Source organism: Microcystis sp. 0824, from assembly GCF_003112475.1.
GTDB lineage: Bacteria > Cyanobacteriota > Cyanobacteriia > Cyanobacteriales > Microcystaceae > Microcystis > Microcystis aeruginosa_C.
This window is the reverse complement of the sequence record NZ_BDSM01000019.1, coordinates 190,593-209,113: the sequence shown is the minus strand read 5'-3', so window position 1 is coordinate 209,113 and position 18,521 is coordinate 190,593. Positions and strand designations below refer to the sequence as shown.

Annotated in this window: 26 protein-coding genes; 16 read left to right on the top strand and 10 right to left on the bottom strand. The window is 43.9% G+C overall.

The genetic code is table 11. The features are described from left to right. Positions 1–37 precede the first annotated feature (37 nt). From N0824_RS07650 to N0824_RS07620, 6 genes are all read left to right on the top strand, one after another. On the top strand, positions 38–256 hold the full coding sequence (locus N0824_RS07650; protein WP_108936330.1) for a DUF2283 domain-containing protein: 219 nt from the start codon (positions 38–40) through the stop codon (positions 254–256). Positions 257–300: 44 nt separating this feature from the next. Beyond that, positions 301–495, top strand: coding sequence for a DUF1902 domain-containing protein (locus tag N0824_RS07645; RefSeq protein ID WP_108936329.1), 195 nt, complete (start codon positions 301–303; stop codon positions 493–495). Between the two features lie 29 nt (positions 496–524). Further along, on the top strand, positions 525–785 hold the full coding sequence (locus N0824_RS07640) for a DUF4160 domain-containing protein (protein WP_108936328.1): 261 nt from the start codon (positions 525–527) through the stop codon (positions 783–785). A gap of 3 nt (positions 786–788) precedes the next feature. Beyond that, positions 789–1,073 (top strand): DUF2442 domain-containing protein, encoded by a 285-nt coding sequence (locus tag N0824_RS07635; RefSeq protein WP_108936327.1) that lies wholly within the window; start codon positions 789–791, stop codon positions 1,071–1,073. A gap of 290 nt (positions 1,074–1,363) precedes the next feature. Further along, positions 1,364–1,567 carry a type II toxin-antitoxin system HicB family antitoxin gene (locus tag N0824_RS07625; protein ID WP_108936326.1) on the top strand — a complete coding sequence of 68 codons (204 nt, stop codon included), beginning with the start codon at positions 1,364–1,366 and terminating at the stop codon, positions 1,565–1,567. After that, entirely contained in the window at positions 1,564–1,749 is a 186-nt protein-coding gene (locus N0824_RS07620) for a type II toxin-antitoxin system HicA family toxin (RefSeq protein ID WP_108936325.1), read from the top strand. The genes N0824_RS07625 and N0824_RS07620 overlap by 4 nt, the downstream gene beginning before the upstream one ends. Before the next feature lie 225 nt (positions 1,750–1,974). Here N0824_RS07620 and N0824_RS07610 read toward each other — a convergent pair whose 3' ends face one another. From N0824_RS07610 to bchM, 5 genes are all read right to left on the bottom strand, one after another. Further along, a complete protein-coding gene (locus tag N0824_RS07610) occupies positions 1,975–2,322 on the bottom strand; it encodes a carbon dioxide-concentrating mechanism protein CcmK (protein WP_002733188.1) in 348 nt (115 codons plus the stop codon). 104 nt (positions 2,323–2,426) lie between these two features. Further along, positions 2,427–2,735 (bottom strand): carbon dioxide-concentrating mechanism protein CcmK, encoded by a 309-nt coding sequence (locus tag N0824_RS07605; protein ID WP_002782143.1) that lies wholly within the window; start codon positions 2,733–2,735, stop codon positions 2,427–2,429. Positions 2,736–2,786: 51 nt separating this feature from the next. Further along, a complete protein-coding gene (msrA, locus tag N0824_RS07600; RefSeq protein WP_108936323.1) occupies positions 2,787–3,281 on the bottom strand; it encodes a peptide-methionine (S)-S-oxide reductase MsrA in 495 nt (164 codons plus the stop codon). Continuing rightward, a complete protein-coding gene (panB, locus tag N0824_RS07595; RefSeq protein WP_002734057.1) occupies positions 3,274–4,041 on the bottom strand; it encodes a 3-methyl-2-oxobutanoate hydroxymethyltransferase in 768 nt (255 codons plus the stop codon). The genes msrA and panB overlap by 8 nt, the downstream gene beginning before the upstream one ends. Before the next feature lie 3 nt (positions 4,042–4,044). Beyond that, positions 4,045–4,737: a magnesium protoporphyrin IX methyltransferase gene (gene bchM / locus N0824_RS07590; protein ID WP_002782147.1), complete on the bottom strand. Its 693-nt coding sequence runs from the start codon at positions 4,735–4,737 to the stop codon at positions 4,045–4,047. 210 nt (positions 4,738–4,947) lie between these two features. Between bchM and pyk the strand changes: the two genes are divergently transcribed. From pyk to modB, 3 genes are all read left to right on the top strand, one after another. Beyond that, positions 4,948–6,369, top strand: coding sequence for a pyruvate kinase (gene pyk, locus N0824_RS07585; protein WP_108936322.1), 1,422 nt, complete (start codon positions 4,948–4,950; stop codon positions 6,367–6,369). A 170-nt stretch (positions 6,370–6,539) separates the two neighbouring features. After that, entirely contained in the window at positions 6,540–7,337 is a 798-nt protein-coding gene (gene modA, locus N0824_RS07580; protein ID WP_108936321.1) for a molybdate ABC transporter substrate-binding protein, read from the top strand. 204 nt (positions 7,338–7,541) lie between these two features. Continuing rightward, positions 7,542–9,380: a molybdate ABC transporter permease subunit gene (gene modB / locus N0824_RS07570; RefSeq protein WP_108936320.1), complete on the top strand. Its 1,839-nt coding sequence runs from the start codon at positions 7,542–7,544 to the stop codon at positions 9,378–9,380. 9 nt (positions 9,381–9,389) lie between these two features. Here the strand turns inward: modB and cobA are convergent, their stop codons facing one another. Genes cobA through cbiT form a run of 3 tightly spaced genes read right to left on the bottom strand, consistent with a single transcriptional unit; the run spans position 9,390 to position 12,512 of the window. Continuing rightward, the gene (gene cobA / locus N0824_RS07565) at positions 9,390–10,907 is read right to left on the bottom strand and encodes a uroporphyrinogen-III C-methyltransferase (protein WP_108936319.1); all 1,518 of its coding nucleotides are present in this window, start codon (positions 10,905–10,907) and stop codon (positions 9,390–9,392) included. A 54-nt stretch (positions 10,908–10,961) separates the two neighbouring features. After that, on the bottom strand, positions 10,962–11,879 hold the full coding sequence (locus N0824_RS07560) for a phosphatidate cytidylyltransferase (RefSeq protein WP_108936318.1): 918 nt from the start codon (positions 11,877–11,879) through the stop codon (positions 10,962–10,964). A gap of 42 nt (positions 11,880–11,921) precedes the next feature. Continuing rightward, entirely contained in the window at positions 11,922–12,512 is a 591-nt protein-coding gene (cbiT, locus tag N0824_RS07555) for a precorrin-6Y C5,15-methyltransferase subunit CbiT (RefSeq protein WP_002732225.1), read from the bottom strand. A gap of 506 nt (positions 12,513–13,018) precedes the next feature. Here cbiT and N0824_RS07550 point away from each other — a divergent pair. The 7 genes from N0824_RS07550 (at position 13,019) to N0824_RS20945 (ending at position 17,820) form a co-directional block, all read left to right on the top strand. After that, a complete protein-coding gene (locus N0824_RS07550; RefSeq protein ID WP_108936317.1) occupies positions 13,019–13,783 on the top strand; it encodes a PD-(D/E)XK nuclease family protein in 765 nt (254 codons plus the stop codon). Between the two features lie 104 nt (positions 13,784–13,887). After that, complete coding sequence (locus N0824_RS07545) at positions 13,888–14,577, top strand: J domain-containing protein (protein WP_108936316.1); 690 nt, start codon at positions 13,888–13,890, stop codon at positions 14,575–14,577. Between the two features lie 95 nt (positions 14,578–14,672). Further along, on the top strand, positions 14,673–14,840 hold the full coding sequence (locus tag N0824_RS20950; RefSeq protein WP_199224894.1) for a hypothetical protein: 168 nt from the start codon (positions 14,673–14,675) through the stop codon (positions 14,838–14,840). 109 nt (positions 14,841–14,949) lie between these two features. Beyond that, positions 14,950–15,561, top strand: coding sequence for a DUF3611 family protein (locus tag N0824_RS07540; protein ID WP_002768594.1), 612 nt, complete (start codon positions 14,950–14,952; stop codon positions 15,559–15,561). 2 nt (positions 15,562–15,563) lie between these two features. Next, on the top strand, positions 15,564–15,905 hold the full coding sequence (locus N0824_RS07535; RefSeq protein ID WP_002800797.1) for a DUF565 domain-containing protein: 342 nt from the start codon (positions 15,564–15,566) through the stop codon (positions 15,903–15,905). A 200-nt stretch (positions 15,906–16,105) separates the two neighbouring features. Further along, the gene (locus N0824_RS07530; RefSeq protein WP_108936315.1) at positions 16,106–17,653 is read left to right on the top strand and encodes a mercuric reductase; all 1,548 of its coding nucleotides are present in this window, start codon (positions 16,106–16,108) and stop codon (positions 17,651–17,653) included. Between the two features lie 5 nt (positions 17,654–17,658). Further along, positions 17,659–17,820: a hypothetical protein gene (locus N0824_RS20945; protein ID WP_199224893.1), complete on the top strand. Its 162-nt coding sequence runs from the start codon at positions 17,659–17,661 to the stop codon at positions 17,818–17,820. Here the strand turns inward: N0824_RS20945 and N0824_RS07525 are convergent. Both N0824_RS07525 and N0824_RS07520 read right to left on the bottom strand, forming a co-directional pair. Beyond that, positions 17,817–18,215 (bottom strand): type II toxin-antitoxin system VapC family toxin, encoded by a 399-nt coding sequence (locus tag N0824_RS07525; RefSeq protein ID WP_002753596.1) that lies wholly within the window; start codon positions 18,213–18,215, stop codon positions 17,817–17,819. The two genes, N0824_RS20945 and N0824_RS07525, sit on opposite strands and share 4 nt — an antisense overlap. Then, positions 18,212–18,508: a hypothetical protein gene (locus tag N0824_RS07520; protein ID WP_108936314.1), complete on the bottom strand. Its 297-nt coding sequence runs from the start codon at positions 18,506–18,508 to the stop codon at positions 18,212–18,214. Before N0824_RS07520 ends, N0824_RS07525 begins: the two co-directional genes overlap by 4 nt. Positions 18,509–18,521 lie beyond the last annotated feature (13 nt).

Here is an 18,521-nt window from a genome sequence, read left to right as displayed (position 1 = left end):
GAAGAAGATTAGAAACTCTTGATAACCCAAGTCAGCCATGAAAATCACCTACTTTCAAGATACGGATACTCTATACCTAGAGTTCAATAACAATCCCATTGTCGAGACTCAAGAAATCAATGAAAATACCTTGGTCGATCTTGATCAGCAGGGGAATATTTTTGCAATCACCTTGGAACACGCCAAAAGCTTAACGGCTCTGAATGCTTTTTCCCTAGAAACTATTGTCGCGCCTGAATTAGCTTCAAGTTTATAAAATTTGTCATAACAAAATTATTCTATAAACCCTATGGATTCCCCATGCAAAACCCAATTAACCTCACCATTGAACGCTTTCAAGAAAACGGCCAAGATTACTATGTCGCCACCAGTCCCGATATACAAGGACTTGTCGCTGAAGCTGATACAATAGATGCCGTCATTGATATTGCCAAAGACTTAATTCCCATCCTATTAGAATTGGAAACAAAAGATCAGCTTGTTATCACCACTTAACACAAATTATAGATAATCTTAAATTCGCAATGCCAGAAATTAGTCGTTTTTTAGGAATTATTATCACTATGTACTATAACGACCATACACCTGCTCATTTTCATGTTCGCTATAATCAACAAAAGGCGATTATTGACATTAAAAATCTTACTATTTTACAAGGTCAATTGTCTCCAAGGATTCTTGGTTTAGTAATTGAATGGGCTGCTATTCATCAACAAGAATTAAAGGAAAATTGGCAACTTGCTAGACTTAATAAACCTTTACGACCAATCCTACCATTAGAATAAACCATGCTAAAAGATATTATTGAAGTGAAACCTCTAAATAATTATCAACTTTATCTTAAATTTGAAGATAATCAAGAGGGGATTATTAATCTTGAAGAAATTATCGAGTTTGTTGGCATTTTTCAACCGCTAAAAGACTTAGATTTTTTTAAAACCGTAAAAATTAATCCTGATTGGGGAACAATTTATTGGGAAAATGGGGCTGATTTAGACCCCGATGTTCTTTATTCTCTCATCACGAATCAATCTCTTAACGACTTAGAAAAAGATGAATTACAACTTATTTAAAGTACAGGAATTTTAAGCCATGAAAATCACCTATTTTCAAGATACGAAAGTTCTATATTTAGAGTTCAACACAATTTTTTAAAAAGGCGATTAAGGGACGATTCTAGAATTATTACCTCCTAACAAACAACAACCAGAAGCAGGTTATCTCCTAGAAATGTTTGACAATAACGAAACCCTTGACGTGATAGCGGTTCCCGTTTCTTGGATAAGTTCTATTAACTAACGATTAGCAAAAATTCAGGATACATTAGAAGGAGATTAGAAACCCTTGATCACCTATACCAACCATGAAAATTAAAGCGATTATTCATCCTGCCAAAGAAGGCGGTTATTGGGCAGAAGTTCCGGCCCTTCCAGGTTGCATCACAGAAGGCGATAGCCTAGAAGAAGTCACCCATAACTTAAAAGATGTGATCGAAGGATGGTTAGCTGTTGCCAATGAATCCTATCAATTCCACGCAGAAGATCAACTGGTAGAAATTGTCCTATGAAATCTATTTCAGGGAAAAAACTCGGCAAAATTGTTGAACAACGGGGATGGATACTTAAACGGGTAACGGGAAGTCATCATATCTATCAAAAACCAGATAGCCAAGCAATCCTATCCATTCCAGTTCATCGCAATCAAGACTTAAAACTTGGCACTCTCAAATCATTATCGAAACAAAACTAGAAGTATTGCCGAAAATAGAGACCGAAGTTTCCCAACTCAAAGAAGATGTCAAAGACTTGAAAGGAAGGGCAACGGCTCAAATATGGGCTTTGATAGTAACTGTTATCGGTGCAACTGTTGCAGCAATTATCAAATTCGGTTTTCTGACTAAAACTTAAATCATCATTAAAAACTAAGTTGGAACTAGACAAGTTCCAACCGGTAACAAAAAATTGACCTTGAATATTAACGACGGATTGGTGCCATCGCACCGTCGGCGGCGGCGCGAAAAGGTTCCACTGCCTCGCTATAATCGATCGGTAAAATAGCCACCACGTTATCGTGAGGACGGGGAATAATTACCCAGGTTTCTAAAGCTGCCCCCTCGGTTTTATTGACGGCTTCAATGCCGGCAGCCATAGCGGTTTTTACCTCCTGTACATCCCCACGAATATTGAGGGTAAAACGGGCGCTTCCTGCCCTTAAATAACCAACAATCGTGATCCGTCCTGCTTTTACCATCGCATCGGCGGCCGCTAGAATACCGGGGAAACCTTTGGTCTCGATCGATCCCACCGCGGGTTGGGCTGTCATAAATTAACTCCTAATAACAAAAATCAGATAAGTTCAATTGATAGAATCCAATCTATTTTCCAGTCTTTAACTATAGTCTAGTTTGGGGCCAATCGCTAGGGAAATTAACTGCGAAAACGGTCTGACTTAGCCGTATGCTGCACTGGTAAAACCGCCAGTACATTTTCTGGAGGATTCGGTACGATGTAATGACTGACCACATTGCCACCAAAAGCGGTCATCGCTGCCGCTAATCCTGCCTCTACTGCCGGTTTAACCTCGGAAATCGGACCGCGAATCGCCACCAAAAATTCGCCCCTTTCCGCTAGATCAAAATAAACTAGGGTGACTCGTCCCCCTTTAACCATGGCATCCGCCGCCGCTAAAACGGGGGGAAAACCCAACGTTTGAATGACTCCGACCGCCTCGGGCATTTTTCCTGATCTCCTGCGAAAGCAACTTTACATTATACCCCGAACCTGTCTTTATATTTTCTTCTGCAAATCCGCGACCGATCGAGCCTGTTTTTTCTCCAAATACTGTTGATGGGACTGATCGGCCAGATAATAATCTCCTGCGGCTTCGATCAAAGTAACGATATGCTGCTGAAACTTTCCCGATAGTTGTAGTTGACGCTTGGAAGCAGTGGCGATTAACTTTTGTTCCGGGGTGTGATAAAAAATAATCGATCGATATTGTTCTCCCCGGTCCGGTCCCTGGCGATTTAACTGAGTCGGATCGTGAATTGACCAAAAAACGGCTAATAACGCCTCGTAGCTTATTTCTTGGGGATTATAGGCAATTTGTGCCACTTCCGCATGACCGGTAATTCGCGATAACACATCGAGATAACTAGGATTGGGAAAATTTCCCCCCATATAACCCACAGAAGTGGCTAAAACACCAGGTAAACGCCGAAATGCGTCCTCGGTTTTCCAAAAACAGCCGGCCCCAAAGGTAGCTTTTTCGCCGTTATTCATTTCTCCTCACATCCTTGGCAAATTCTACAACTGCTTTTGTAATTGTTTCGCTTAAATTAGCATAAACTTTGGCAAAAGGGGGAGCTTTTTCGGTTAATCCTAGGATATCCGCCGTTACCAACACCTGACCATCACAATCTTCCCCCGCACCGATACCAATCGTCGGGATAGTCAATTTATCGGTAATAGTAGCGGCTAAATTGGCGGGAATATGTTCCAAAACCAGGGCAAATACTCCCGCTTTCTCCAAGGCTAAAGCTTCCTCGATTAATCTTTGTGCATCCGATGGAGTTTTTCCCTGCTGACGGTATCCTAAACGATGGACTGACTGGGGAGTTAATCCGATATGACCCATAACAGGGATGCCTATCTCGGTTAAACGGCTAATCGTCTCGATCATAGCGGGATAACCTCCCTCTAATTTTACCCCTTGTACTCCCGCTTCCTTTAACATCCTTCCCGCCGAGTGAATTGCCTGACTGACACTTTCCTGATAGCTGAGAAAAGGCAAATCACAGACAACTAAAGCTTGTTTTACCCCACGAGACACGGCCGCCGCGTGGTGAATCATCGCCTCTAGGGTGATCGGTAAAGTGGTAGGATAGCCCAAAGCGGTCATAGCTAAGGAATCACCTACCAAGATAATATCAATTCCTGCCCGATCGAGCAGTCGCGCGATCGGATAATCCCAAGCTGTGAGGGTGACAATCGCGCGTTTTTGCTGTTTCCACTCGATTAATTTGCTGGTGGTGACTGCCATTATTTATTCACTGCGGACAGCTTCGAGGATACGGGAAAAATAGAAACGAGTGCTAGTCATACTCGTCCGTTCAATTTTAAAGCCATTTTCGTTTAAAGCGGCGATAATAGTTTTTTCCTTGTGTTGATAAGCGCGAGTGGTTTTACTCGGACCGGGGAAAAATTGACCAATTTTCTTGAGAATGGTTAATAAACAGGTTTTAGGGGCAAAACTGAGGATTAAACGGGATTGAGCTAGGGTTCCCAAGTGTTTAATCATGCCTAATGCTTCTTCTGTGGGATAGTGAATGAGAACATCCAGACAGATGACTGTGTGATATTGGCCGGTTAATGCTTCTAAATCTTGAACGGCAAAGGTGAGTTTACTGGTATCTGCTAACTCTTTGGCCGCTCTTTCCTTGGCTTCTGTCACCATTTTCTCAGAAATATCACTGGCGAAAATAGTTGCGCCCGCTTTAGCGAGGGGAATACTGAGACTACCGACTCCACAACCGGCATCACAGATTGAGAGATTGGGCAAATTGTCATCACTTTCTAACCAACCGATAACGGTATCGATCGTCTGTTGATGACCGATGCGAATATCTTTTTGTACTTTGTTAACTTCGCCATCCCCATAAATCCGGCGCCAGCGATCGAATCCTGTGGCGTTAAAATAGTCCTTGACTATGGCTTTATCGTCTAATGTGTTGGTCATAAGGAAATCTAAACGAGCGGAGATGGTTATTAGTTTATCCTACCTTAAAGATCTCAACCGTTGCCGCTGATGGCTGATTCCTGACTGCTAAGGAGAGGATCCAGAGCGATTTCAACTCTGTGGAAAAGCTTAATTTGTTTTCCACTTCACTTTTAGTTAACCTAAATTGAATATCATGTAATCGTCCCAAGATCGATCAGTAAGGGTTCCATGTCAATTATTAACCATAGAACTAAGATCGTAGCCACGATCGGCCCTGCCAGTAATTCGCCAGAAGTCCTCAAGCAGATGATCGGTGCGGGGATGAATGTAGCGCGGCTAAACTTTTCCCACGGTAGCTACGAAGATCATGCGAGAGTTGTTAGTCTTTTACGGCAAATTTCTCAAGAATTAGACAATCCTATCACCCTCCTGCAAGATTTACAAGGGCCAAAAATTCGCGTCGGCAATCTCCCCAATGGTTCGATTTCCATCAACGACGGCGATTATCTCACCCTTGTCCCCATGGATGAGTATCGGGGAGAAGCGAACACGGTTTCGATCGATTATCCCTATCTGGCCGAGGAAGCCAAGTTAGGTGAGCAAATTCTCCTTGATGATGGCTTATTAGAGCTAAAAATCGTTGAAATTAACGGAAAAAACCTAAAATGTCAAGTATTGGAGGGAGGAATTCTCAAGAGTCGCAAGGGAGTTAATCTACCCCGTCTCAATTTGCGCTTACCTTCCATGACCGAAAAAGACAAACAAGACCTAGAATTTGGTCTTTCTCAGGGGGTTGATTGGGTTTCCCTCAGTTTTGTTCGTAAAGGAGAAGATATCAAGGCGATTAAGGCATTTTTAGCCGAGAGAAATCACGCGGATGTGCCAGTGATAGCTAAAATTGAAAAACCGCAAGCGATCGAAAATTTAGAGTCAATTATCGAGGAATGTGACGGAATTATGGTGGCCCGGGGCGATTTGGGGGTAGAATTAAGTCCCGAAAAAGTCCCCATGTTGCAAAAACGCATCATCAGACTCTGCAATATGAAAACTATTCCCGTCATCACTGCCACCCAGATGTTAGAGAGCATGATTCACAATCCCCGACCGACTCGGGCCGAGGCCAGTGATGTGGCTAATGCAATTATCGATGGAACTGATGCGGTGATGTTATCGGGGGAATCAGCAGTGGGAGATTTTCCCGTCAAAGCGGTGGCTATGTTGGCCAAAATCGCCCATGATGTGGAAGCGGATGTGAAGTTTGATAATGTTCCCCCCAATCAGTCCGATGAAACTCACGCTCTCAGTGAGGCTTTAGTGGCGATCGATCAAACCCTTGATCTCCGTTATATTGTTACTTTTACCACCTCTGGCTACACTTCGCTACTGGCTTCTAAGGAACGTCCCTCGGTTCCCGTCATTGCCATGACTCCCAATCAACGAGTCTATCACCGTCTCAATCTAGTCTGGGGTGTGATCCCGATTCTTCTTGATCATCAGGTATCTGTTTTTGAGGATGTGTTAAAGCAAACGGAATCAATTCTGCTGCAGAAAAATCTAGCCCAATCGGGCGATAAAATCCTGATTATGGCGGGAATTCCCATGCAGAAAACTAAAGGCACCAATTTCCTCAAAATTCACACGATTTCCTAAGTTCTAGGATTCAGGAGTCAGGGTACAGGAGATAGGAGATAGGAGATTATTTCTATTTATTCTCCCCACACCCCAGGAAAAACTTTTTGCCGCAAACCCTAGATACAGATTTTGGGCGGTGGATTGGTTGTGATAGATGTATAAATATTGATCGCTTGCTATCAATCTTGATGAAAAGACGATATTTTCTGGCTTTTATCGGCTCAATTGCCCTTAGTTGCTTATTATCTCCAGACATAAACCTTTTTTCCTCTACTATCGCCACTGCACAAACCCAGACAATTCTAGTTTCTGCCGCCGCTAGTCTCAAAGAGGCCCTAGAAGAAATCAAGCCGGGGTTTGAAAAAGCCCATGGCAACATTAAAGTTAACTATAACTTCGCTGCGTCGGGAGCTTTGCAACGGCAAATCGAACAGGGTGCGCCGGCCGATGTTTTCCTCTCGGCTGCCACTAAGCAAATGGACGCTTTAGCAAAAGCTGGTTTAATCGATAGAAGTACCAGAAGAAACCTGCTCACTAATCGCCTAGTTTTAATCGTTCCCAAGAATTCAACCCTAAAAATCAGTGATTTTCGTTCCCTGACTAACAGCAATGTCCAAAGAATTGCCGTGGGTGAACCGCGCAGCGTTCCCGTCGGTCAGTACAGCGAAGAAGTTCTGAAAAATCTCGGCATTTTAGAGCAAATAAAACCAAAACTGGTCTTTACCACCTCCGTCCGTAATGTTCTCGCCGCCGTAGAAACCGGTAACGCCGATGCTGGCATTGTTTACCTCACCGATGCCAAAATTTCCGACCGGGTAAAAGTAGTGGCCACGGCTGCCAATAATCTCCATTCTCCGATTATTTATCCCATAGCTGTGATCAAAGCCAGTAAAAACCCGCAAGCTGCCAAGAATTTCGCCCAACATCTCACCGGCACAGCCGCTAAAAACATTTTTGAAAAATTCGGCTTCGGAATAGCCAGATAATTTAGGGGAAGTGGAGAAGTGGGGAAGTGGGGAAGTGGGGAAGTGGAGAAGTGGAGAAGTGGAGAAGTGGGGAAGTGGAGAAGTGGGGAAGTGGGGTAGTGGGGAATTTCAACTAAAACCCCAACACCCCAACACTCCAACACCCCAACACTCCAACACCCCAAAACCCCAAAACCCCAAAACCCAACCCCTGACCCCTGAAAAATGCCAGACTTTTCGCCCCTATGGATATCCCTGAAAACCGCCACCATTGCCCTGATAATCATCTTTTTTCTCGGTATTGCCGCCGCTTATTGGATGTTAGGCTATCGCGGACGGTGGAAATCCCTAATCGAGGGAGTTTTCGTCGCACCCTTAATCTTGCCCCCGACGGTGCTAGGCTTCATTTTACTGCTCCTATTCGGCAAAAACGGACTATTAGGACAGTTATTAGACTTATTTAACTTTCGCGTCGTTTTTACTTGGTATGCCGCCATTATCACCGCGACGGTGGTGGCTTTTCCCCTGATGTACAAAACCACCCTAGGGGCTTTTGAACAGGTGGATGCCAACATCCTACAGGTTGCCCGCACTCTGGGCGCGACGGAGAGAAAAATATTCTGGCGCGTACTTTTGCCCCTCTCCTTCCCCGGAGTATTAGCGGGATTAACCCTAGCTTTTGCCCGCGCTTTGGGGGAATTTGGGGCGACTTTGATGTTAGCGGGTAATATTCCGGGGCAAACTCAAACTATCCCGATGGCGATTTTCTTCGCTGTGGAAGCAGGAGCGATGACTGAGGCTTGGATATGGGTGTTTATTATCATATTAATCTCCCTATCGGGGATTATCGCCGTTAATCTCTGGCAAAGTCAACGCAAACAGCAATTAGGACGACCGGGAGAAAGCAAACCTAACGAGATGGAGGACTGGCTGCCACCCTGGGAGGGTCGCGATTTTGCCCTTTTAGCAGCTGAAAATAATCATTATAGAGATAAAATAGGCTTATTTGTCGATATAGAGAAATATTTACCCGGTTTTAACCTCTCGGTCACTTTTAACTGCCAAAATCAGCCCCTAGGATTATTAGGGGCTTCGGGTTCGGGAAAAAGCCTAATTTTGCGATCGCTGGCTGGGGTGGAAACGCCCTCAAGGGGCCGTATTGTCTTAAATGGGCGCATTCTCTTCGATTCCGAAAAGGGAATTAATCTCCCCAGTCGTCAGCGTCGTATCGGTTTTGTGGTGCAGAATTATGCTCTTTTTCCCCATCTCACCGTGGCAGAAAATATCGCTTTTGGTCTCTCGAAAAACTTATCTAAAAAAGTTATTAAACAGCAGATTGCCAACCAATTGGAATTAGTGCAGTTACCCGGCATGGAAAACCGTTATCCCCATCAATTATCGGGGGGACAACAGCAACGAGTCGCCATCGCTCGCGCTTTAGCTAGTCGTCCGGAAGCTTTATTATTAGATGAGCCTTTTTCTGCCCTTGATACTCATCTACGCGCTCAATTAGAACTTCAGATGATCAAAACTTTAAGTAATTACGATGGCGTGACAATTTTTGTTACCCATAATATGGATGAAGCTTATCGAATATGTGAGAATTTATTAGTTATGGAAAAAGGGCGGGTAATTGCTAATAATTCTAAACAGAAAATTTTTGAGCGACCAGATAGCGTTAGTTTGGCAAAAATTACTGGCTGTAAGAATTTTTCACGTGCTGTAATCATTAATAATCAACAATTGGAGGCCATTGATTGGGATGTTAAATTACACACCGTCCCCGGAATTCCCGACTATTTAGCCTATACGGGAATTCGCGCTCATCAAATTATTTTTGGTCGAGATTTAGGCGATATTAATACTTTTCCCTGTTGGTTAGCTAATGCCATTGAAGGACCCCATCGGTTGACTCTCTATCTGAAACTTAATCAACCCTCCAATCACGATCAAGATTTTCATATCCAAGCAGAGTTATATAAGGATAAATGGTTAGAAATTAAGGAGCAAGCTTTGCCTTGGACTGTTACTTTATCTCCCCAGCGTTTATTATTATTAAACTAATCGGCCAATTCAGGTCTTACTCCACTCGATTAAAGCGCTAGTCAACCCTTCTAGGGTATATTCTCGCGCCTCGATATCAACACGACCAAATAACTCTTGACAGGTTTTTGAAGTTTGCGGACCGATAGAAGCCAGACAAACTTTTTCTAAGAGGGAATTAACCGATAATTCTGCCGTTTCTTGCAGCAATAACCGATAAAAATTCTGGACGGTTTTGGAACTAGCAAAGGTGACTATATCGACTTTCCCCTCTCGAAACGCTTCCCAGATGCCACTATCCATGCGTGCCGGACATCCGGAATAATATGCGGCCACTTCCGTCACCTGACCAGCTTTGGCCGTTAATTCCTTAACTAATATGTCTCTGCCTCCCGTTTCCACGCGAGGAAAGAGGAATTTTTGCCCCCTAATCGGGTCGGGAAACTCGTTTACCAAGGCATCGGCGACAAAATCCCCCGGGATAAAATCCGCTTTTAATCCCCGTGAGTGCAAAACTTGGCTGGTTTTTTTGCCCACCACGGCGATTTTTACGGTCGCTAAAGCCCTAGCATCTTTTCCCCAAAATGTCAAGCGATCGAAGAAAAAATTAACAGCATTGGCAGAAGTTAAAATCAGCCAATCAAACTCTTTTAACTGAGCGATGGCATCGTCTAAACCTTGCCAACGGTCGGGGGGACGAATCTCTAAAGCGGGCATTTCTAGGACTTCTGCGCCTTGATTTTGCAAAATTTCGCTAAATTGACTCGTTTGCTCGGCGGCACGGGTAATAACAATAGTTTTACCGCCTAGGGGTGGGGGAGAAGACATAATCGCCAGATCCACAACTTGACCAATGACCATAATAGAGGGTGAGAGGGACACCCCGGCGGTTTGAGCGAGAATATTTTCTAAAGTGCCGCGCCAAATTTGTTGATCCTTGCGTCCCGCCTGACGGATAATAGCGATCGAGTCGTCAATATTCCGCCCATTTTCGCATAATTTCTCGATAATTTGCCCTAAAGACTGACCAGCCATCAATAGCACCAGTGTATCAATTTTTGCTAAAGCTGACCAATCCAGAGACTCGGGATCGTGAGCGCTCAAGACCGCAAAACAGCGACTAATATCCTTTTCCGTCAGGGGAATTCCGGCCAATAAAGGAGCGGCTAAAGCGGAGGAAATACCGGTTATCAGTTCAAAATCGCAGCCGGCCTGCTTTAGGGCTAACATTTCAGGATATACTCGCCCAAAAACCCCCGGATCACCACTTTTAAGCCGAATAACTCGTTTTCCCTCTTGACAATAATTAACCAGTATCCGATTAATCTGATTCTGCTCGGCCCCGGGTTGTCCCCCCCGTTTGCCGACATCGACTAAAACACAGGTTTTCGGCACTAGGGAGAAGATTTGACTATCCACTAGGGCATCGTACAGCAAAACCTCGGCCGTGGCTAAAATTGCTCGCGCTTGCAGGGTGAGAAAACTACTCTGACCGATTCCCGCACCGAGAAGATAAACTTTACCCCGGGGATGGACGACTGCTGACATAATCGCAAATTTGGGTTTAATCTTTAATCTAGCACTTGGAGAAGATACAAATTACTAACGCAACAAGGGCAGCAGTAAAGTGACGAAATAATATACTAGGGGAGCGGTGAAGACATAACTATCAGTGCGATCGAGTATACCACCGTGACCGGGGATTAACTGGCCGGAATCCTTGACCCCAGCATCGCGTTTCATCATCGATTCGGTTAAATCACCCAATAAACTGACAATACCAATTAATAAGCCCAAAATTAAGCCCGTCAGCTGCCAATAGGGCCAATCTAAATACCAAGCACCCAAATCGGCCACCGCTATACTGCCTAAAATGCCAAAAAAGGAACCTTCCACGGTTTTTTTGGGACTAATCAGCGATAAAATGGTTTTCCCTAACCATTTTCCCATGATATAGGCTCCGATATCGGCAGCCCAAATGCAACCGAAGGCCAGAAAAGTCACTGTCAAAGCGGCCGGGAGTAATTTCGGTTCCATCCAGGATTCCGGCCAATATCCCATCAGGGGTAAGTTACTGGCCATAGCCACGGGACTACTTTCGGGAGAAAAACCGACCCGTAAACGAATCCAATAACTGGGTAAGTAACCACCGTAAAACAGACCGAGAATTGAGGTGGAAATGTCGGCAATTGTCGCCATTTTTGGCTGAAAGAGCAGATAAAAACAAATTAACGCCCCAGCCAGGGGAAACATGGCATCGGTGAGGGGGGCTGCCATTGTTGCCGTCAGTAGTAGTAATTGGGAAACTACGAGAGTGGTTTTAGCGGCTGGTTCAATGCCTTTGGCGCGAACTAAGCGAAAATACTCTAATTGTCCCAAAAAGACGATAACACCGATGCCGAGGGTGAAATACCAACCCCCAACGATAATAATTCCCAGTGCGAAGGCAATAGCAAAAATAGCGCTGACAATGCGTGGCCAAGGCATGGTTAATCCAGAGAAGTTAGGCGGCATTGTCATAATTATATAGATTAAGAAAACTTTATGGAAGGTTATCCACAATTAAAGTTTATCGCCGCTCAGGATAAACATGGGATCAACGGCGGCAAAAACTTGGTGAATACCCCTAGTTTCTAGGCGATTTACTGCCGCTTGTACGATCTCGATATTACGCGCCTGTAAATTAGAAAAGCCTTCGGAAAATTGATAGAGGGTTTCTAAATTATTGGCCGTAGCCACGATGCGGCCGTTGGGTTTCAGGTATTGCCACACTTCTTGCAGAACCGATTTAATCGGTTTGCCGCCCTCGATACAGACGCGATCGGGTGCGAGGGATATATTGGGCAGACAATCGGGTGCGCTGCCTTCAAAAACCGTAACATTTTTTACCCCAAAGCGATCGCAATTACGGCGGATTAAACTGGCCACTTCTTCATCCCTTTCAATAGCAATAATCGGACTATTGGGGCATAATAAGCCAATTTCAACGGGAATAGTGCCAGTTCCTGCGCCTATATCCCAGAAAACCCCCCCATCACCTAACCGCAAAGCGGAAATCATCAATAATCTCACCTCGCGTTTACTCAGGGGAATCCCGGGTAAACGTTCAAACAATTCATCGGGAATACCGGGGGTTTTATATAACCAAGTCATGGGGGATCAATTATTGGGAAGCTTCACTACCAAGCATTATTATACAAATCTGTCAAGCTTTCTTTATTAAGTAAACAGGAACTTTTCTCGGCATAAAACCCTGATTATAGCTCTAACAAGCTATTGTCTGTCATTAAGCTAAGACGTATTTTAACCCCCGATCCTTAGATTAGGTCAATCTCTCCCAATCCCTTTACTGTTGCAGTCTTGCAACAGTGCCTCATCTCAACAAGCAATTTAAATAGGCGGGCAGCTTATCTTAATGATGAGATAGGAAGTTTTTGTTTTGGCGGGTCAGTCCTCCGTCGTTAACACCAAATTAGGTTACACTTCATCTTTATGAGAAAGTCCGTCATGATCCTTTTTCTTAAGCATAGATTTTCCTAATCAATTTCTTTGGGTATTGTCTATCAAATGTTACTAAATACTCTGGCTATTCCACCTTCTTAGCATCTGTCAGCCAAAAACCATAGACTAACTCCTGTTTGATCAACTATAACCCTATCATGTCTAATATCTATCGTCTTGCCCAGGGCCATTTAAACCTATTGGAAACCTGTCCACCGAGATTTCAAAAAGTCTATCTAGAGCAACTTAACACACCGGCTGACCCCGGGCAATTGGAGCGGCAAGAATGGGGCAGTCAGTTTCACCTATTATTACAGCAGCGGGAATTGGGGCTGCCGATCACGTCCCTATTACACGAAAATGAACAGTTAGAACATTGTTTAACAGCCCTATTAAAGGCCGCCCCGGCAATTGCCCAAAATCCGGGAGAAGCTAATCGAGAAGCGGAACATTGTCGCAGTTTAACTGTGGGTAATTATTTATTAACGGTTATCTATGATTTAATTTTACTAGAGAGCGATCGAGCGGTAATTTTTGACTGGAAAACCTACTTAAAACCTATCGATGCCGACAAACTAGCCAAAAATTGGCAGACGAGACTTTATCTGTATGTGTTGGCAGAAACTTCTGCTTATCCTCCTGATAGTTTATCGATGACCTATTGGTTTGTGCAGTTACCCCGCAGCCCCGAACAAATTACTTTTAACTATAATCCCAAACTACACCAACAGACAGGACGGGATTTACGCCGTTTATTGAAGGATCTCGATCGCTATCTATCAGCATACCAAAATGATTTAGTCGATTTTCCCCATCGTCCCGATTGTCAGCTTCATTGTCCCTATTATCTTAGACAAGAGCGATCGGGCAAAATAGAGTTACCCTCCCTCGAGGATATCCCTGAAATCAATCCTTTTGTCTAAATCAGTGATCACTGATAACTGATCACTGATCACTGACAATTCCCCTTCTCCGCCGCGTTAACCATGGTCGATAATAACAAAAGACAGATCGATCGCTTGCGCTCATGACCGGCAACCACTACCAAACCTTAGAAATCAGCCATAAATCGACCCCTGACGAGATTAAACGGGCTTATCGGCGTTTAGCCAGACAATTCCATCCCGATAGTCAAAACGATAGTGCCAGTCACGATAAAATCGTCGCTATTAACGCCGCCTACGAGATACTAAGCGATCCGAGACTAAGAAAGGACTACGATAACCAACTAATCGCCAATTCTCCCGAAAAACGCGCCCAACGCACCGCCACCGCCCAGGCAAATTACCATCGTTATAAAGAAGCGGCCCAGGAAGACGAGTCCCTAGTCAAAAAGTGGTATAACCAGACCTATAGCCCGATTAATCGCCTGATCGGTCAAATTATCCGGCCCCTCAAACGTCAGATCGATCATCTATCCGCCGATCCCTTCGATGATCAGTTAATGGCTGTTTTTCAAGACTATCTAGAAACCTGTCGCCAAAAGCTCGATCGAGCCAAAACCCTCTTTTCCCAAAGGCCCAACCCTGCCAAAATGGCCAAAGTGGCCGCCTCTCTTTACTACTGTCTCAATCATCTCACTGACGGACTAGAAGAATTAGAAACCTTTACCCTTAACTACGATGATCGCTCTCTCCACACTGGTCAAGAAATGTTTCGCATGGCCCAGCGTTTACAGGTAGAAGCTAAACAGATAGCCAGTCAGTGCCAAAATTAGACCTCTTGTAAAAATCAAAAATTGTTGTTAGGGTGAGGAGTCAGTAGCCAGTGGTCAGTAGTCAGGAGAATTAAGAATGAATAACAATCAATTAAATGGTCTATAGCGTTTTTCAGTCTGCTGAGGTACAAAAGTTATGGGTTTTAGGCAAAAGGCAAGAGGCAAAAGGCAAAGGGGAAGAAAAACAGGTGTACCTCACTAGCTTAGGAAACGCTATATTTACAGATTTTAGGCAATTTAATCATTATTTTTGCCGTCTTTGAACCCTGAAAAATTAATTATGCCAGAGGTTTATTAAATCTCTAGCCATGGGCAAAAAAAAAGACGAAAATAGATCAAGACCAGATGTACCCAATCCCTAGCTTAACCCCGATGAGAGACAAACAATCAGAAATTACCAATATATCCACCCCCAGAGATTCTGATCTTTATTCCTTGCCTCCCGCCGTCCAACGGGCTGCTAATATCCTTTTACGTCAGGGAAGAATCGGTTTTTGGACGCAGATTGTCCTAGGCGTAATTTCAGGGGTTTTATTGCTCATTGCTACCGCTAGTTTATTAGGGACGAGACAACGCACTTCTGGTATTGAAATCGGTGTTTTATGTGCCATTGGTGGGGCTTGTTTCTTGGTAGTCGCCATTTTCTTTTCCTCTCGTTACATGAAAATTGCCCGTCAAATGTTGAGGGGAGATCAAGATAGTCGCCCGAAAAAATCCGATACTATTCAGTTAATCCGTCAGGGTTTAATCGCTAATATTATCGGGATGTTTTTAACCATTTTGGGAGCGCAAGCCTTGGCAGGAATCGTCTTAATTAAATCCCTCAATGTTCCCCAAGGTACTTTTAATGTTGCCTCTAACCCCAGTCAATTTGTTAATTCCGTTGACCTGTTAATTGTGCAGGCTAATACTAATACAATTCTCGCTCACTTTACTGGTATTGTTACCTCTTTGTGGCTTCTTAATCGTATTACTTCTAAATAAATATGACCATGCAACGCACCCGTTTAAGTACGCTGGCTAATGTCACCAGCAGCCGGTTTAATAGCTTTTTTGGTAATCCTTGGCGGCGGATTTCCCTCCAGCTAATTTGTGTTTTATTTGGAGTTTTTTCTGGTCAAGCAATTGTCACCACTGCCGGTCAAACTGCTCAATGGGATGTCACCGCTGCCGGTTTATTGCTGCTGTTTACGGAGGCGACTAGCCGGATTGTTTACCGAAAAAGTTCCCAGGCTAAACCAGCACCGATTCTGCGAGAATCTCTCAATTTACTAAAAATTGGTATCACCTATAGTTTATTTCTAGAAGCCTTTAAAATTGGCTCTTAAATCCCCAATTGAAAAATAAAACGCACGACTCCTTAAGAGTTGACAGAGAAAGGCTCATCAGGTTTTGTCCGATTAATACAACAACAACTAACATAGAACCAAGAAACTTACTCTACCAACTTGGTCAAGAGGGAAATTTATTGACTATAAACTACAGAATAAAGGCGGTAACTGCACCTAGGGAGTCGAGGTAGTTCACTATGTTTCAAAATAGCTCCAGTGAAGTTAGTATTCTCCCCATGGACGAACATAATCAAAAATTAGTTAATTATGTTCATCCTGCTGATTGGGTCAATCCACAACCCCAAGATTGTTATGATTTAGTCGTCATTGGTGCGGGTACTGCGGGTTTAGTCGTAGCGGCGGGGGCGGCGGGTTTAGATATAGGTTTAAAAGTGGCTTTAGTAGAAAAACACTTAATGGGAGGAGATTGCCTCAATTTCGGTTGTATTCCTTCTAAATGTCTGATTCGTTCCTCTAGAATTATCGGGGAAATTGAGAAAGCCAAAAAATTAGGAATTAATATTGGGGATACTAGGGTAGATTTCGCCAGAGTCATGACCAGAATGCGGCAAATTCGCGCCGATATTAGCCATAATGATTCGGTGCAACGTTTCCAAAAACTAGGTATCGATGTCTTCTTGGGTAGCGCTCGTTTTTTAGGACAAAATGCCGTGGCAGTGGCGGGAAAAACTCTCGCTTATAAAAAAGCCGTCATTGCCACTGGTGCTAGGGCTTTTCATCCCGATATCCCCGGACTAAAAGAAGCGGGATTTTATACCAATGAAACAATTTTTTCCGTCACAGAATTACCCCCCCGATTAGCTGTTATCGGTGGCGGGCCGATTGGTTGTGAATTAGCCCAAGCTTTTCAACGGTTAGGCACGCAGGTGATTTTATTTCATAATCATTCCCATCTGTTGAATAAAGAAGACCCAGAAGCGGCCGAAATTCTTGAGCATACTTTGCTGCGGGAAGGAATGCAATTAATTCTCTCTTGCCAAATTGAACGGGTGACAAAAAATGAGCAGGGTAAAACCATTGAATATACTAGCAACGGTCAAGGAGCAACTATCACCGTTGATGAGATTTTAGTCGCTGCCGGCCGGGAGCCTAATCTGTCAGGATTAAATTTAGAAACAGTGGCCGTGGAATACGATACTCGTCGGGGAGTCAAAGTTAATGATTATCTGCAAACTACTAACCCGAAAATTTATGCTGCTGGAGATATCTGTATGGATTGGAAATTTACCCATGCCGCCGATGCAGCCGCCCGTATTGTGATTAAAAATACTCTCTTTTCTCCCTTCGGTTTCGGACGCGATAAGCTCAGTAATTTAGTTATGCCTTGGGTCACTTATACCGACCCAGAAATTGCTCGTGTGGGCATGGATGAAACCCAAGCACAGACCCGGGGATTGACCACTAATACTATTAAAATTCCTTTGAGTATAGTCGATCGAGCTATCACTGATGGGGAAACGGCAGGTTTTTTAAAAATTATTCACAAACAAGGTTCCGACCAAATTTTAGGAGCCACTATCGTCGCCACCCACGCCGGTGAGATGATTTCTGAAATTACCACCGCTATGGTTGCCAAAATCGGATTGAGTAAACTCTCTACTGTTATTCATCCCTATCCCACCCAAGCGGAAGCGATTAAAAAGGCCGCCGATGCCTATCGTCGAACTCTCTTGACTCCTAATAGTAAAAAACTCTTGGAATTGTTGACTAAATTATCGCGTTAAAATCAATGATTGCCACTGGAGAACTGCGGCAGAACTTTGAACAATTCTGGCGGAAAGCTGCCGCGCAGTTGGGAAACGCCCAATCCCTAACCGAACGGGGGTCGGGGAAATGGCAAGAGTACCAGTTGGAGAAATACCAACCCCTGACGCAGCTCTGCCCTTTTTAGAATACAAGTAAACGGTGAAAACCTTCTTGCTCAAAATGGCGATCGGTGGTTAATGCTTCATTAATATTGAACTGACGCATCAATAAAAAGCTAACTGCATCGCATAAAGAATAAGTCTTATCTTGCCGTGCCATCAATAGTTTGACAGCAGCACGATGTAAAGGCTCATCTATCCAAACTGTCTCGATATCTGGATTTTCTAGCAAATCGGTGATAAATTCTAGGGTAGCTAAACGTGGGTAACGCCGAACTTGAGCTAGAGCAACTAACTCTGCTAAAACGTAACTGTGGGTAATGCTTTTACCTGCACTATCTAACAATTGGACAGCTTCTTCATGTCCTGGTTGATCACGATAGACATAGCAAAGTAACCCAGAAGTATCGAGGAGTATCACTGATTTGATGTCTCCTCATGAGTATCTCCATACTCTCTCCCTAAGTCAGCATCAATGCTTTCATTATCTGCTCCCGTCGGATAGCCGCTAATTGAGCCAGCGTGCGCTCGAAAGCGTTGACGTGCTGCTTCTTTTTCCGCTTCCGTGCGTTGGTCTTTAGCTTTTGTTAAGCGATACTGTCGCTCAAGGGAAGTTGTTACTAATTCTGACAGGTCGATACCTAATATTTTAGCTTGCTGTTGCAAGGCGGCATAGACTTCATCGCTCAATTCTAGGGTTAAGACTTGACTCATTTGGCTGTACCTT

Excerpts from the sequence above, each read along its gene's own strand:
- N0824_RS07650 (WP_108936330.1), top strand. The coding sequence starts at position 38 with ATGAAAATCACCTACTTTCAAGATACGGATACTCTATACCTAGAGTTC.
- N0824_RS07645 (WP_108936329.1), top strand. The coding sequence starts at position 301 with ATGCAAAACCCAATTAACCTCACCATTGAACGCTTTCAAGAAAACGGC.
- N0824_RS07640 (WP_108936328.1), top strand. The coding sequence starts at position 525 with ATGCCAGAAATTAGTCGTTTTTTAGGAATTATTATCACTATGTACTAT.
- N0824_RS07635 (WP_108936327.1), top strand. The coding sequence starts at position 789 with ATGCTAAAAGATATTATTGAAGTGAAACCTCTAAATAATTATCAACTT.
- N0824_RS07625 (WP_108936326.1), top strand. The coding sequence starts at position 1,364 with ATGAAAATTAAAGCGATTATTCATCCTGCCAAAGAAGGCGGTTATTGG.
- N0824_RS07620 (WP_108936325.1), top strand. The coding sequence starts at position 1,564 with ATGAAATCTATTTCAGGGAAAAAACTCGGCAAAATTGTTGAACAACGG.
- N0824_RS07610 (WP_002733188.1), bottom strand. The coding sequence starts at position 2,322 with ATGACAGCCCAACCCGCGGTGGGATCGATCGAGACCAAAGGTTTCCCC.
- N0824_RS07605 (WP_002782143.1), bottom strand. The coding sequence starts at position 2,735 with ATGCCCGAGGCGGTCGGAGTCATTCAAACGTTGGGTTTTCCCCCCGTT.
- msrA (WP_108936323.1), bottom strand. The coding sequence starts at position 3,281 with ATGAATAACGGCGAAAAAGCTACCTTTGGGGCCGGCTGTTTTTGGAAA.
- panB (WP_002734057.1), bottom strand. The coding sequence starts at position 4,041 with ATGGCAGTCACCACCAGCAAATTAATCGAGTGGAAACAGCAAAAACGC.
- bchM (WP_002782147.1), bottom strand. The coding sequence starts at position 4,737 with ATGACCAACACATTAGACGATAAAGCCATAGTCAAGGACTATTTTAAC.
- pyk (WP_108936322.1), top strand. The coding sequence starts at position 4,948 with ATGTCAATTATTAACCATAGAACTAAGATCGTAGCCACGATCGGCCCT.
- modA (WP_108936321.1), top strand. The coding sequence starts at position 6,540 with ATGAAAAGACGATATTTTCTGGCTTTTATCGGCTCAATTGCCCTTAGT.
- modB (WP_108936320.1), top strand. The coding sequence starts at position 7,542 with ATGCCAGACTTTTCGCCCCTATGGATATCCCTGAAAACCGCCACCATT.
- cobA (WP_108936319.1), bottom strand. The coding sequence starts at position 10,907 with ATGTCAGCAGTCGTCCATCCCCGGGGTAAAGTTTATCTTCTCGGTGCG.
- N0824_RS07560 (WP_108936318.1), bottom strand. The coding sequence starts at position 11,879 with ATGACAATGCCGCCTAACTTCTCTGGATTAACCATGCCTTGGCCACGC.
- cbiT (WP_002732225.1), bottom strand. The coding sequence starts at position 12,512 with ATGACTTGGTTATATAAAACCCCCGGTATTCCCGATGAATTGTTTGAA.
- N0824_RS07550 (WP_108936317.1), top strand. The coding sequence starts at position 13,019 with ATGTCTAATATCTATCGTCTTGCCCAGGGCCATTTAAACCTATTGGAA.
- N0824_RS07545 (WP_108936316.1), top strand. The coding sequence starts at position 13,888 with ATGACCGGCAACCACTACCAAACCTTAGAAATCAGCCATAAATCGACC.
- N0824_RS20950 (WP_199224894.1), top strand. The coding sequence starts at position 14,673 with ATGGTCTATAGCGTTTTTCAGTCTGCTGAGGTACAAAAGTTATGGGTT.
- N0824_RS07540 (WP_002768594.1), top strand. The coding sequence starts at position 14,950 with ATGAGAGACAAACAATCAGAAATTACCAATATATCCACCCCCAGAGAT.
- N0824_RS07535 (WP_002800797.1), top strand. The coding sequence starts at position 15,564 with ATGACCATGCAACGCACCCGTTTAAGTACGCTGGCTAATGTCACCAGC.
- N0824_RS07530 (WP_108936315.1), top strand. The coding sequence starts at position 16,106 with ATGTTTCAAAATAGCTCCAGTGAAGTTAGTATTCTCCCCATGGACGAA.
- N0824_RS20945 (WP_199224893.1), top strand. The coding sequence starts at position 17,659 with ATGATTGCCACTGGAGAACTGCGGCAGAACTTTGAACAATTCTGGCGG.
- N0824_RS07520 (WP_108936314.1), bottom strand. The coding sequence starts at position 18,508 with ATGAGTCAAGTCTTAACCCTAGAATTGAGCGATGAAGTCTATGCCGCC.